The organism is Dietzia sp. DQ11-71, assembly GCF_014144995.1.
GTDB classification, from domain to species: domain Bacteria; phylum Actinomycetota; class Actinomycetes; order Mycobacteriales; family Mycobacteriaceae; genus Dietzia; species Dietzia kunjamensis.
The window spans coordinates 1-12,526 of record NZ_JAALDT010000092.1 but is presented as its reverse complement, the minus strand read 5'-3'; the positions used below and the strand labels follow the sequence as shown (position 1 = coordinate 12,526).

The window sequence follows — 12,526 nt, the reverse complement described above, 5'->3', positions numbered from 1 at the left end:
ACGCCCACCCCGGCCGCCGGGCCGGTGACGGCGGCGATTACCGGGACCGGGACCGTGAGGACCGCGCGGACCAGTGCGGCGGCCCCGGCCATGGTCGCGTCGGGGCTGGGCGCGTCCGCGCCGGCGTCCTTGATCGCCTGCAGGTCAGCTCCGGTGGTGAACGCCCCGCCCTCCCCTGAAAGCACGATGACCCGGGTGCCCGGATCGCTGCCGTGTTCGATGATGAGCTCGGTCAGCGCGGTGACGGTGGGGTGGTCGAGCGCGTTCATCCGGTCGGGCCGGTTGATACTGATCGTGGTCACGCCCAGGTCGTCATGGTCGACCTTGATGGCGTCACGTCCGGTCGCGGTCATCGGACCTTCTCCCCCGCCTCGACCATCCCGGCCAGCCTGCCGGTGATGATCTCCTCAGCCTCGGCCATCATCCGGTCGACGAGCTCCGCCGCGGTGGGCACGTCGTGGATCAGACCCTGACACTGGCCGGCGCTCCAGATGCCCGCGTCCAGGTCGCCGTCCTCGAAGACCTTGCGTCCGCGGGCTCCGGCGACGAGGTGCTGGATGTCGGAGAACTCGGCACTCTCGGCCTCTTTCGACACGACCTCGGCGGAGACGGCGTTGGCGGCCACCCGCGCGGTGTTGTGCAGTGTCCGGAAGATCAGCTTCGTGTCGAGCTCGGTGTTGGCCACGATCTGTTGTTTGACCTGCTCGGCCACCGGCGACTCGGCCGTGCACATGAAGCGGGTGCCCATGTTGGCGCCGTCGGCTCCCAGCGCCAGTGCTGCCACCATGCCGCGGGCGTCGGCGATCCCGCCGGAGGCGAGGATCGGGATGGACAGCCTCGCCGCCGCGGCAGGGATGAGCACCAGGCCGGGGACGTCGTCCTCCCCCGGGTGGCCCGCGCACTCGAAGCCGTCGATCGATACCGCGTCCACACCGAGCTGCTCGGCCTTGATCGCGTGGCGGACCGAGGTGCACTTGTGGATCACCTTGATGCCGGCCTCGTGGAACACCGGTAGGTGGTCCTTGGGATTGGACCCGGCCGTCTCGACGATCTTCACGCCCGACTCGACGATCGCCTGCCGGTACTCGGCGTACGGGGGCGGAGAGATCGCGGGAAGGATCGTGAGGTTGACGCCGAACGGCTGGTCGGTCATCTCCCGGCAGCGCGCGATCTCCTTGACCAGGTCCTCGGGCGTGGGTTGGGTGAGTCCGGTGATGATCCCCAGCGCGCCGGCCTCGGACACGGCGGCGGCGAGTTCGGCGCGGCCGACCCACATCGTGCCGCCCTGGACGATGGGATGATGGACGCCGAACTCCTCGGTGAATCGGGTGCGGATCACGGCTGGACCTCCTCGTAGGTGCCACCGGAGGTGGCCTCAGGACTTGGCATCGGCGACTGATCCCTTCTGCAACCGACCGCGATGACGTCGTCCCTCCAGAACGACCATGGATCCGATCACATATATGTGTAAGTGTCGCTACGCGATGCCCACTGTAGCCGGTGTTGTCAAGATCACACCGTGTTCCACCTAACCCGGAAAGCGCACCCATGTGCCCCTCACGCCCTCGTGGGTCACGCACCCTCTCCGGGCATCGGGTTCGGCGTCCCGACGTGCGGAAATCGCGGGGCGCGGCGGCGGTTCCGCCGGGTCAGGCGGCTCCGGTGGAGCCGGCGGCTGGAGCGCGCACGACCGGGCAGGCGCCCACCCGGTCGCGCGGCTGGATGGGGCAGGCCCCCAGGTCGGCGGGACGGTAACCCTCCGGGTATCCCGGGTACGTCCGGTTCTCGGTCCCACGGGACCCGAGCTCGCGGCGGCGGACCGGCAGCCACCGCACCACCTTCGACCGCATCCGCAGCGCCGCGTAGGCGGCCTCGCGGAACGCCCGAGGTTGCCACGGGAAGCCGAAGGCGCGGGTCATGTCGTCGTCGATCAGCGCCTGCACGACCTTGCGGACCACCGGCCGGGCCGGCTCCGGGTACCAGGAACACATGAGATCGAGCGTGTACGTCCCGATGAGCTCGTTGGTCCGGGCGTAGCGCATGGTGCGCGCCTCGTAGTCGTCCCGCCAGCGCCGGAACTCCCCGATGTCCTGCGGGATCCCCTTGATCTTCATCCGCTCCCCGACTGCGCGGTAGAAGTGGAACGCCGCGAGCCGCTCGTTCGGATGCAGACGCCGCCAGCCGTTCGCATCGATCCACTCGAGCGGTTCGTAGATGAACGTCGACAACACATAGAGCATGTCGTCATTGGTGATCTCGTACATCGCGTGTTGGCGGTTGATCACCCGCAGCGCCTCCTTGCCGCGGGGCGAGTCGTACCCGTGCTCGACCAGCTCCACCATGAGCAGCGCGGTGTCGTCGTACCGCTTCTGCGGGTGATCGCGGAAGTTGCCCGCCTGCTCCAGGACCGCCGACACCGAAGGGATGCAGTAGGTCCGGTACAGCGCCAGCTCGAGCGCTCGCTGATAGTCCCACGGGAACTCGTACGCGGAGGTGATGCGGTGGATCTCCGCCGCGTCCGCCACCGGATCGAGAGTCGCGATGAGATCACGCCAGTACCAGCGCCCGGGCTTGAACGGGACCCCTGCCGTGAGCGGGTGGTCGACGGCGGCGTCGGCGACGAGGTCGGCCGGGATCATGGTCCGAACACCCCGGGCACGGCGGACCGCTCGGTGGCCGCGGCCCTCGTCGTCGTCGTCACCTCCTCGGTTCTCTCGGAGGTGGCGGTCATCTCACCTCACATCCTTCCCTGGACGTTCGCGAGCATCCACTTGACGATCTTGATGTCACGCGGCTTGCGGGTCATGGTCATGAGGTTCAGCGGGGCCGCGAACTTCTGCGCGGTGATGGCCTTGGGGCGGGCGAACTCGCGCAACCCGTCGGCGCCGTGGATACGGCCGAAACCCGAGTCACCCGAACCACCGAACGGCAACGCCGGGATGCCGGCGAACGCGAGGAACGAGTTGACCGACACCATGCCCACGTCCAACTTCTCCGCGAGGGCCAGCCCCCGCTTCTTGTTGCCGGTGAAGATCGAACCGCCGAGGCCGTAGCTGCTGGCGTTCGCCTTCTCGATGGCCTCCTCCAGGTCCGCGACAGGGTTGATCACGACGGTGGGGCCGAAGGTCTCCTCGGTGATCGCGGACGAGTTCTCGGGGACGTCGACGAGGACGACCGGCTCGATGATCTTCTCGCCGACCGAGTCCTCGCCGCCGAGTACGGCCCTGCCGCCCTTGGCGATCGCGTCCTTGACGTGCCTGCGGACGATGTCGACCTGCGCCGGCAGCGTCATGGGCCCGTAGCTGGAGGAGATCGAGTTGCCCGGGGTGAGCGCGCGGACCTTGGCCGTGAACTTCTGGACGAACGCGTCGTGGACGTCCGAGTGGACGTAGATCCGCTCCACGCCCGCGCAGGTCTGGCCCGCGTTGCCCATGGCGCCGAAGACCGCCTGGTCGGCGGCCGCGTCGAGATCCGCGTCCGAGTCGACGAGCAGGGCGTCCTTGCCACCGCCCTCGATGACGACCGGCGTGAGCGTCTCCGCGCAGGCGGCCATGACCTTCCGGCCCGTCGCGGCGGAGCCGGTGAACGCGAGCTTGTCGACGCCCGCCCTGCACAACGCCGCGCCCGTCGAGCCGTCGCCGGTGATCGTCTGGATGAGCGGCTGGGAGGCGCCCAGGGAATCCCACACCTCCGCCAGCCACACGCCCACACCCGGCGTGAGCTCGCTGGGCTTGAACACCACCGCGTTGCCCGCGGCCATGGCGTAGGACAGCGTGCCCATCGGGGTGAACGCGGGGTAGTTCCACGGGCCGATCGCGCCGACCACGCCGTAGGGCTGATATTCCACGTAGGCGGCCTGGTTGCTCATGAGCAGCCCGGCCGAGACGGAGCGCCGTCGCAGGACCTTGTCCGCGTTCTTGGCCGCCCACTCCAGATGGCTGACGGTGAGCATGACCTCGAGGGTCGCGTCCTCGTCCGGCTTCCCGGTCTCGGCGGAGATCAGGGACGCCAACTCCTCGGCCCTGGACGAGATCGCCCGCTTGTACTCCAGCAGCCACTCACGGCGACCCCGCGGACCCTGGTTCGCCCACCAGCGAGCCGCGGCACGCGCACGCTCCACGGCGAGGGCGACCTCCTCGGGACCGGCGACGGGGTACTCCGCGAGGACGGTGCCGTCGCGGGGGTCCAGGCTCGCGAACGTGGGGCCGGTCTTGCTGGGCTCGGTGGTCGTCATCTGAGGTCCTCTCGTTTCCGATTACATATATTTGATGTAGCGTACCGTGATACGAGCCACATTAGTCCAGTGTGCACCCAACCGGCACCCCGTGCCAGATACCGGGGCAACCACACAGAAAAACGAGGCGAGAAGTGGTCGACATCCTCACCGAAGAGCAGCGTGAATTCGCCAAGTCGATCGATGACTTCTGCGCGCGCGAGGTCGACGGCGTCGAGAGCGACGCGAGCTCACCACCGAGGGCGGCACCCACTCGCCGCACATCTACTCCAAGATGGCCGAGCTCGGATGGCTGGGGCTGACCGTCCCCGAGGAGTACGGCGGCTCCGACGCCGGCGCCGTCGAACTGTGCCTCCTGCTCGAGCACTCCCTGCGCGGCCTCGCCCCGATCGGCGGCATCGGCCCCACCCTCATCACGGCCGCCGCGTACCAGAAGTTCGGGACCGAGGAGCAGCGTAAACGCGCGCTCGAGCTGGTCGTGAACGGCGGGACCCTGTCCATCTCGATGTCCGAGCCCGGCGCCGGGTCCGACGTCGCCGCCCTGCGCTGCAAGGCCGAGCGCGACGGCGACAACTGGGTGATCAACGGGCAGAAGACCTGGTGTTCCAACGCCCACTTCGCCGACCGCATCCTGCTCGTCGCCCGCACCGACTCGTCGGGCAAGAAGCACGAGGGCATCACGATGTTCGACGTGCCCGCGGACATCGAGGGCCTGCAGATCACCGGGATCGAGACCATGGGCGGCAAGGAGGTCAACGACCTCTACTTCACCGACGTCCGCCTGCCCGCCGACTCCGTCATCGGAGAGGTCGGCGGCGGTTGGGCGCAGCTCATGACCGGGCTCAATACCGAGCGCCTCATCCTCGCCGCCATGCAGCTCGGCGTGGCCCAGCGGGCGTTCGACGACTGCCTGACCTTCATCAAGGAGCGCGAGCAGTTCGGCCGCCCCGTCGGCTCCTTCCAGGTGCTCCGCCACCGTATGGCCGACCTCGCCACCGAGATCGAGGCCACGCGCCTGCTCGTCTACGCGGTCGCCAGGAAGGTCGACGAGGCCGACCCCACGGCCCTGTTCCCCCGCGAGGCCTCCATGGCCAAGCTCAAGGCGTCCGAGCTGAGCAAGCGGGTCACGCTCGAGTGCATGCAGTCCATGGGCGGATACGGGTACGCCACCGAGTACGGGATGGAACGTCTGGTCCGCCAGGCGGTGGTCTCCACCATCTACGGCGGCACCAACGAGGTCCAGCGGGACATCATCGGCAAGACGCTCGGCCTGTGAGCACCGCCGGGGCGGCCGGCACCGCCGGGACCGCGGGCGCCGCCGCGCGCGAGTTCGAGCTCATCCTCGCGCTCGACACGGTCCCCTCGGACCGCGTCTCCGCGCTGTGGGACTCCCTCGAGCCCGCGCGGGTCGACGACATCGCGGGCAGCCGCTGGAAGGGCACCGGCCTGGACACCGGGCACCCCATGTTCGGCATGCTCGGGCAGATGCGCTGGTGGGGCAAGGACTTCACCGAGGCCCGCAAGGTGGACCCGATCCTCGTCACCGACGACTCCGGTGAGGTCGTGCCGGACACCTCGGCGACCGGCGGGGGCGGGGCGTCCCTGTGGGAGGTCTCCTTCCGCGGCCGCCCGACCGCCTCCATGGTGTACGACCGCCTGCCGGTGATCGACCACTTCGCCGTCGTCGGACCCGACACCCTCCTCGCGGTGATGAACGGGCGAGGCACCGTGCACGAGGGAGAGCACTTCTGGTTCGTCCTGGAGCGCGAGCGCTGAGACGCACGGGCCGGGTGCGCGGGGCGGGAGCCTGGCCCGGGTGCGCGGGGCGGGTGCACGGGGCGGCGCCACGCCCCACAATGGGGCGCATGACCCCGAACCCCACGCGCCCGGTCCGCATCGCCGTCCAGCTCCAGCCGCAGCACTCGCCGGACTACGGACTGATCCGGGACGCCGTCCGACGCTCCGAAGACGCGGGCGTGGACGTGGTCTTCAACTGGGACCACTTCTTCCCGCTCTACGGTGATCCCGACGGCGCCCACTTCGAGTGTTGGACGATGCTGGCCGCGTGGGCCGAGCAGACCGAACGCGTCGAGATCGGCGCCCTGGTCACCTGCAACACCTATCGCAACCCCGACCTGCTCGCCGACATGGCCCGGACCGTCGACCACATCTCCGGCGGCCGCCTCATCCTGGGCCTGGGCAGCGGATGGTTCGAGCGGGACTACGCCGAGTACGGCTACGAGTTCGGCACCAAGGGCTCGCGGCTCGACGACCTCGGGCACTCCCTCGAGCGGATTGAGCAGCGCTTCGCCACGCTCACCCCCGCCCCGACGAGGGACATCCCCGTGCTGCTCGGTGGCGGCGGTGAGAAGAAGACCCTGCGACACGTGGCCCGCCACGCCGACATCTGGCACTCGTTCGTGGACGTGGAGACCTACCGCCACAAGTCGGAGGTGCTCGCCGGGCACTGCGCGGACGTGGGGCGCGATCCGGGCGAGATCGAGCGGTCGACGGAGATCGGCGGGGCCAGCTCGCCCGACGAGGCGAAGCGGCTCGCCGAGAACCTGCACGCCGAGGGCGTCACCCTCTTCACGGTCGGGCTCAACGGCCCCGACTACCCGCTGGACCTGGTCGAGTCGCTGGTGGCCTGGCGCGACGGGCGATAAGCCGGCGCGCCGGCGCTGAACCTGCCCGTCGGCGCCGGAAATCCGCTACTCCGAATCCGGATCCGCTATCCCGATCGGCGTAGCGAATCCGCATTCCGAGTAGCGGATTTCGGGCTGGATTGGAACCGGGGCGGGCCGGGCGGGCTGGGGCGGGCGCGTGTCGGCGCGGGCCGCGGCGGGTCAGCCCCGCTTGACCGCCCGGTCGACCCGGCGCCACGTCCGGTAGGTGTACCACGACGCCACCAGCATGAGCACCAGCACGAGCGAGGCGAAGATCGACGGTCGCCCGGTGAGGATCAAGCCCACCGCGTTGACCAACGCCAGCACGGTGAAGAACCCGACGAACCCGCCGATGACCTCCAGCCGCTGCCGGGCGCCCAGGGCGTCACCGCCGCTCCGAGCCACCGCCGATCAGCTCTTCAGGCCGCCGGCGGTGAGGCCGGAGATGATCCGTCGCTGGAAGATCAGCACCATGATCACCAGCGGCACGGTGACGAGCGCGCCGGCGGCCATGATCGCCGCGTGCGGCGGCAGGTACGGGTTGACCCCGGAGAACCGGGCGATCGCCACCGTCACGGGCTCGGTCGCGGTCGTGGACAGCTGCTGCGAGAGCACGAACTCGTTCCACGTGATGATGAACGCCAGGATCGCGGTGGTGAACAGGGCCGGCGCGGCGAGCGGGAGGATGATCTTGATGAACGCCTGGCCGCGGGTCGCACCATCGACGCGGGCAGCCTCCTCCAGCTCCCACGGCAGGTCGTTGAAGAACGACGTGAGCGTGTAGATGGTCAGCGGGAGCGCGAACGAGATGTTGGGGATGATGAGCGCCTGGTAGGTGCCGATCCAGCCGATGTCCGTGAACAGCTGGAACAGCGGCGTGACCAGGGCGACGCCGGGGAACATCGACGCGGCGAGGATGATCCCGGTGACGAGGAACTTGCCCCGGAAGTCGACCCTGGCGAGGGCGTAGGCGGTGAACACGCCGAACGTCAGCGCGAGGGCGGTGGTGATCGAGCTGATGAGCACGGAGTTGATGATCGCGCCCAGGAAGTTGTTGCCGCCGTCCGTGGCCAGCGCCTCACGGAAGTTGTCGAGCGTGAGGTGCGAGGGCACCGGGCTGGCGGAGAAGATGAACCGGTTGTCGCGGAACGCGGTCACCAGCATCCAGTAGAACGGCGCGAGTCCCCAGATGAGGATGAGTAGCGCGCCGACGTAGGTGCTGACGGTGGGGCCGAGCGGTTTGCGTGGTGGCTTGATGTCCTCGTCGTCGCGGCGCCGGTCGGGGCCGGGGGTCGACGACGACGACGGGGTGGTCGTCGGCATGGTCGGCGAGGTGCTCGGTTCAGACGCTCGGTGACTCACCGGATCTCCCCCTTCTTGCCCGTGCGATCCTCCACGACGTTCGCGCCGAGGAATTTGACCATGATGTACGCGACGGCGAAGACCAGCAGGAACACCAGTGTCGATATCGCGGAGGCACTGTTGAAGTTGCCCATTCTCATCTCGTTGACCACCAGCATCGACACGGTCGCGGTGGGCGAGTTGGAGTTGGCCGACACGAGGATGACGGGCAGGTCGTACATGCGCAGCGCGTCGAGGGTGCGGAACAGGATCGCCACCATGAGGGCGGGACGCACCAGCGGAAGGGTGATGCGGACGAATTGCTGCCAGCGGGACGCGCCGTCCACGCGGGCCGCCTCGTAGACGTCACCGGGGATCATCTGTAACCCGGCGAGGATGAGCAGCGCCATGAACGGCGCGGTCTTCCACACGTCGGCGATGATGATGGCCATACGGGCGTAGAACGGGTCGGTGGTCCAGGCGATGTTCGTGCCCAGGATGGTGTTGGCGATCCCGTTGGGGGCGAAGATGAACGCCCACAGCTTGGCCGTGACGGCGGTGGGGATCGCCCACGGGACCAGCACGGCGGCACGCAGCAGGGAGCGTCCCCAGATGCTCTTGCCCATGACCACGGCCATGGCGAAACCGAGTACCGTCTCGAGGGAGACGGTGGTGACGGTGAAGAACAGCGTGTTGCCCATGGCGGGCCAGAAGTCCACGGACGAGACGCCCGGCGGACAGGTGACCGTGCCGTCGCCGCCGGGAGCGGGGCAGGCCTGCGTCAGCCAGTAGAGGTAGTGCTGGAAGCCGGCGAACCCGCCCTCCGAGAACATGCCCGTGGCCGGGTCCAGGCCGCGGTCGGCCATGAACGACAGGTACACCGCGCGGATGACCGGATACCCGATCACCACCGCGAGGATGGCCAGGGCCGGACCCACCATCCACACCGGCCGCCAGTCGAACTTCTTCTCGACCAGTGGCGCCGGGGACTTCTCGCTCGTCGTCATCGCCTCGCTCCTCGCCGGATTCGCGCCCGCCCCACCAGGTAGACCGGTGGGCCCCGGGAACGTTACCCGGGGCCCACCTGCCCTGGTCCGACAGCCGTCTGTCGCCGGACCGTGTCGATCATCCGGACTGCCGTGATCGCTGACCTCGCTCGTTCACCGTGCCCGGTGGATCACCGTGCGTGGTGAATCAGTGTGCTCGGTGAATCACTGTGCCTGTTCGATCGCGGCCGACATGTCGTTGAGGGCCTGCTCGACGTCCTTCTCCCCGTGAAGCGCGGCGAAGGTGTTGTCCTGGATCGCCTTGGACACGGACGGATAGAACGGGGTGACCGGGCGCGGCTCGGCGTTGTCGAGCGCCGCCTTCAGCGCCGGCATGTAGGGGAACTCCTGCTGGAGCGCCTCGTCGTCATAGATCGAGGACAGCACCGGCGGGAACGACTGCTCGGCGAAGCCCATCTGGACGTCCTCGGAGATGATGAACTCGAGGAAGGCCCGCGCGGTCTCCTTGTTCTCGGAGAACACGTTGATCGCGTTGTTGTAGCCACCGAGCGTGGACTGACCGGGGCCGTCCTCGCCGACGATCGGGGCGACCTGGAAGTCACCCTGGACCTGGGACGTGGGGTCGGACTGGCCCGACTCGTACATGTACGGCCAGTTGTAGGAGTACATGGTCTCGCCGGCGAGGAAGGCCTGCGCGGTCTCCTCCTCCGTGAACGCGTCGGTCTTCTGGGGGATGACGCCGCCCTTGTAGGCGTCGACGAGGGCGGTCAGGCCCGCACGCGCCTCCTCGGTGTCGAGCTCGGGCGTCTTCCCGTCCTCACCGACGACCTGCCCGCCCCAGCTGTGGATGAACTGGGTGGCGGCGACGGTGAGACCCTCGTACTGGCTGAGCTGGGTCTGCAGGCAGTCGACGTTCGCACCCTCCGCAGCCTCGCAGGAGGAGACGAGCTCCTCCCAGTTGGCGGGCGCCTCCGGCTGGAGGTCGGTGCGGTAGTACAGGAGCTGGGCGTTGGTGTTCTGCGGCACGCCGTAGAGGGTGCCGTTGTAGGTCGCCGAGTCGACGGCGGCCTCGATCAGCCCGGAGGTGTCGACCTCGGTCTCGTTCTCGATCGGCTGCAGCCACCCGTTGGCCGCGAAGTACGCGGTGTCGGTGACGTCGAGGGCGAACACGTCGTACTCGCCGCTCTCGGTCTGGAGCGACTGCGTCAGGGTGTCGCGTTGCCCGTCCTGCTCGGCCGGCAGCTCGCGGAGGGTGACCTCCTGGTCGGGGTTCTCCGCGTTCCACTGCTCGATGACGGGACGGAGCTTGTCGGTGTCGTTGCTGCCCATCGCGAAGGTGATGGGGCCGACGCCCGAGGTGCCGGCCTGCGCCTGCTCGTCGGATTCATCGCCACCCGATCCACACGCCGTGGATACCAGGGCGACTACGGAGGCGGCCGCCGCCGCCTTGAGGAACCTGCCGTGAACGGCCATGCGCTCTCTCCTACTGTCGTGTCTCGACTCCCCTCGGCGAGTGCCGACGGGGCAGTGGACCGGTGCCGCCTGTGACGCGGGTCTCACTGAGGACCTGCTGAGCGTAACCCACGAGACGGCGGTGGCGCGGGACCACGTGCGGACACGCGACCGACGCGCCGTCGCTCCCGCCACCAGGACGGTCACGGGAGCGAGGTCACAGGAGTCACTCTAGCAACACCCGATCGGGGCGGACGCCGGCGTGCATCGCTGTTGGCACGGGCCCCGGCCCACGGGGTCAGCGCAGTCTCAGACCGGATTCCACGTCGAAGAACCGCACCTCGTCGTCGAGCGCCTCGAGGTACATGGTGTCGCCCTTGCGGGGGTGGTCACCCGACTCCGCCCGGTACACCACGGGGTGGTTGTCGCGGGTCGAGCAATGCAGGTAGCTGTCCGCCCCGAGCTCCTCCACCAGGTCCACCGTCACCTCCAGCCCGTGGCCTTCCGCGGCCATCCGCAGGTGCTCGGGCCGCACGCCGACGGTGACCCTCGACCCCGAGCCGGCGGGCACGGGCTCGCGGAACCCCTCGAGGTCCACCGCCCCGTCGGCGACCGGGGCGTCGAAAAGGTTCATGGACGGTGACCCGATGAAGCCGGCCACGAAGGCGTTGACCGGGTTGTTGTAGAGCTCGCGCGGGGCGTCGACCTGCTGGAGCACCCCGTCCTTGAGCACCGCGACGCGGTCGCCCATCGTCATGGCCTCGACCTGGTCGTGCGTCACGTAGATCATCGTGGTGTGCAGGTCCCGCTGCAGCTTGGCGATCTGGGCGCGCGTGGCCACCCGGAGCTTGGCGTCGAGGTTGGACAGCGGCTCGTCCATGAGGAAGACCTGCGGGTTGCGCACGATCGCCCGTCCCATGGCCACGCGCTGACGCTGGCCGCCGGACAGCTCCTTGGGCTTGCGGTCGAGATACGGCACCAGGTCGAGCATCTCCGCCGCGCGGTCGACGCGCTCCGTGATCTCCGACTTGGACGCCTTGGCCAGCTTCAGTGCGAAACCCATGTTCTCGCGGACCGTGTAATGCGGGTACAGCGCGTAGTTCTGGAACACCATCGCGATGTCGCGGTCCTTGGGCTCGGTGCCCGTCACGTCCCTGTCACCGATGAGGATCCGTCCCGCCGCCACGTCCTCCAGGCCGGCCAGGGCGCGCAGGGTCGTCGATTTTCCGCAGCCGGAGGGTCCGACCAGGACGAGGAACTCGCCGTCGGCGATCTCCAGGTCCAGGCGGTCGACGCTGCGTCGCGCCGCCCCCGGATAGACGATGGACACGTTCTCGAAGGTCACCGAGGCCATGAGAAATATTTCCCTTCACCGGCAGGAACGTGCCGGACGATCCGAGATAGAGGGCGAACACGGGTGACTGTAGCGGCCCGGAGCGGAGTTCACCCGCACTGCGCACACAGTTCATCCGGGCGTGGCCTGCGCGCGGCCGCCCGGTCGTCCCGCGCGCCTAGCGTGCATGCGTCCACTACGACTGTTGACGCCTCCAGGAGACTCGAATGTCCGTCCGCCGCCTGCTCCCGATCGCCACCGCCCCGACGCCGGGGATCTCCAACCGACAGCACGTGACCTGTGTCTACAAGTGCGGGGACCAGTGCGCCGCGCCGGTTCCCAACGCCACCGACAACCCGTACTTCGGGGACATCGCCACCGAGATCAGCCGCCGCGGTGCACTCAAGGCCGCGGGTGTCGTGGCGCTGGCGGTGGGCGCCACCCAGGTGCTGCCCGCGACCGCTGCGGCGCAGGGCTCGTCCGCCGCGGGCTC

At 68.9% G+C, this 12,526-nt stretch carries 11 protein-coding genes and 2 pseudogenes; 4 read left to right on the top strand and 9 right to left on the bottom strand.

Translation table 11 applies throughout. The annotated features are described in order from the left end of the window. From G6023_RS03810 to G6023_RS03795, 4 genes are all read right to left on the bottom strand, one after another. A partial coding sequence (locus tag G6023_RS03810; protein ID WP_182634127.1) for an enoyl-CoA hydratase/isomerase family protein occupies nucleotides 1–353 on the bottom strand: 353 nt, incomplete at its 3' end. Next, the gene (locus G6023_RS03805) at nucleotides 350–1,336 is read right to left on the bottom strand and encodes an NAD(P)H-dependent flavin oxidoreductase (protein WP_172812205.1); all 987 of its coding nucleotides are present in this window, start codon (nucleotides 1,334–1,336) and stop codon (nucleotides 350–352) included. The genes G6023_RS03810 and G6023_RS03805, both read right to left, overlap by 4 nt. A 313-nt stretch (nucleotides 1,337–1,649) precedes the next feature. Further along, nucleotides 1,650–2,639, bottom strand: a complete 990-nt coding sequence (locus tag G6023_RS03800) for an oxygenase MpaB family protein (protein ID WP_241727664.1) — start codon at nucleotides 2,637–2,639, stop codon at nucleotides 1,650–1,652. A gap of 98 nt (nucleotides 2,640–2,737) precedes the next feature. Further along, the gene (locus G6023_RS03795; protein ID WP_067720070.1) at nucleotides 2,738–4,234 is read right to left on the bottom strand and encodes an aldehyde dehydrogenase family protein; all 1,497 of its coding nucleotides are present in this window, start codon (nucleotides 4,232–4,234) and stop codon (nucleotides 2,738–2,740) included. A gap of 134 nt (nucleotides 4,235–4,368) precedes the next feature. Between G6023_RS03795 and G6023_RS03790 the strand changes: the two are divergent. The 3 genes and pseudogenes from G6023_RS03790 to G6023_RS03780 all read left to right on the top strand — a co-directional run bounded on the left by G6023_RS03790 (nucleotide 4,369) and on the right by G6023_RS03780 (nucleotide 6,900). Beyond that, a pseudogene (locus G6023_RS03790) lies at nucleotides 4,369–5,510 on the top strand (acyl-CoA dehydrogenase family protein). After that, on the top strand, nucleotides 5,507–6,010 hold the full coding sequence (locus G6023_RS03785; protein ID WP_241504473.1) for a DUF4334 domain-containing protein: 504 nt from the start codon (nucleotides 5,507–5,509) through the stop codon (nucleotides 6,008–6,010). The pseudogene G6023_RS03790 and the gene G6023_RS03785 overlap by 4 nt, the downstream one beginning before the upstream one ends. Before the next feature lie 89 nt (nucleotides 6,011–6,099). Beyond that, nucleotides 6,100–6,900: an LLM class F420-dependent oxidoreductase gene (locus G6023_RS03780; protein WP_067720072.1), complete on the top strand. Its 801-nt coding sequence runs from the start codon at nucleotides 6,100–6,102 to the stop codon at nucleotides 6,898–6,900. Between the two features lie 180 nt (nucleotides 6,901–7,080). Here G6023_RS03780 and G6023_RS03775 read toward each other — a convergent pair whose 3' ends face one another. The 5 genes from G6023_RS03775 to G6023_RS03755 form a co-directional block, all read right to left on the bottom strand. Next, nucleotides 7,081–7,305 (bottom strand): hypothetical protein, encoded by a 225-nt coding sequence (locus tag G6023_RS03775; RefSeq protein WP_007627187.1) that lies wholly within the window; start codon nucleotides 7,303–7,305, stop codon nucleotides 7,081–7,083. 6 nt (nucleotides 7,306–7,311) lie between these two features. Then, nucleotides 7,312–8,223, bottom strand: a complete 912-nt coding sequence (locus G6023_RS03770) for a carbohydrate ABC transporter permease (RefSeq protein ID WP_187699923.1) — start codon at nucleotides 8,221–8,223, stop codon at nucleotides 7,312–7,314. A 35-nt stretch (nucleotides 8,224–8,258) separates the two neighbouring features. Beyond that, entirely contained in the window at nucleotides 8,259–9,248 is a 990-nt protein-coding gene (locus G6023_RS03765; RefSeq protein WP_163376979.1) for a carbohydrate ABC transporter permease, read from the bottom strand. 204 nt (nucleotides 9,249–9,452) lie between these two features. Beyond that, nucleotides 9,453–10,721 (bottom strand): ABC transporter substrate-binding protein, encoded by a 1,269-nt coding sequence (locus G6023_RS03760; protein WP_182634126.1) that lies wholly within the window; start codon nucleotides 10,719–10,721, stop codon nucleotides 9,453–9,455. Between the two features lie 277 nt (nucleotides 10,722–10,998). After that, nucleotides 10,999–12,054, bottom strand: coding sequence for an ABC transporter ATP-binding protein (locus G6023_RS03755; RefSeq protein ID WP_067720081.1), 1,056 nt, complete (start codon nucleotides 12,052–12,054; stop codon nucleotides 10,999–11,001). Nucleotides 12,055–12,260: 206 nt separating this feature from the next. Between G6023_RS03755 and G6023_RS03750 the strand changes: the two are divergent. Next, nucleotides 12,261–12,526 (top strand): annotated as a pseudogene (locus G6023_RS03750) (phosphatase); the annotation flags it as partial.

Coding starts and splice junctions, on each gene's coding strand:
- G6023_RS03800 (WP_241727664.1), bottom strand. CDS start 2,639: ATGATCCCGGCCGACCTCGTCGCCGACGCCGCCGTCGACCACCCGCTC.
- G6023_RS03795 (WP_067720070.1), bottom strand. CDS start 4,234: ATGACGACCACCGAGCCCAGCAAGACCGGCCCCACGTTCGCGAGCCTG.
- G6023_RS03780 (WP_067720072.1), top strand. CDS start 6,100: ATGACCCCGAACCCCACGCGCCCGGTCCGCATCGCCGTCCAGCTCCAG.
- G6023_RS03770 (WP_187699923.1), bottom strand. CDS start 8,223: ATGCCGACGACCACCCCGTCGTCGTCGTCGACCCCCGGCCCCGACCGG.
- G6023_RS03765 (WP_163376979.1), bottom strand. CDS start 9,248: ATGACGACGAGCGAGAAGTCCCCGGCGCCACTGGTCGAGAAGAAGTTC.
- G6023_RS03760 (WP_182634126.1), bottom strand. CDS start 10,721: ATGGCCGTTCACGGCAGGTTCCTCAAGGCGGCGGCGGCCGCCTCCGTA.
- G6023_RS03755 (WP_067720081.1), bottom strand. CDS start 12,054: ATGGCCTCGGTGACCTTCGAGAACGTGTCCATCGTCTATCCGGGGGCG.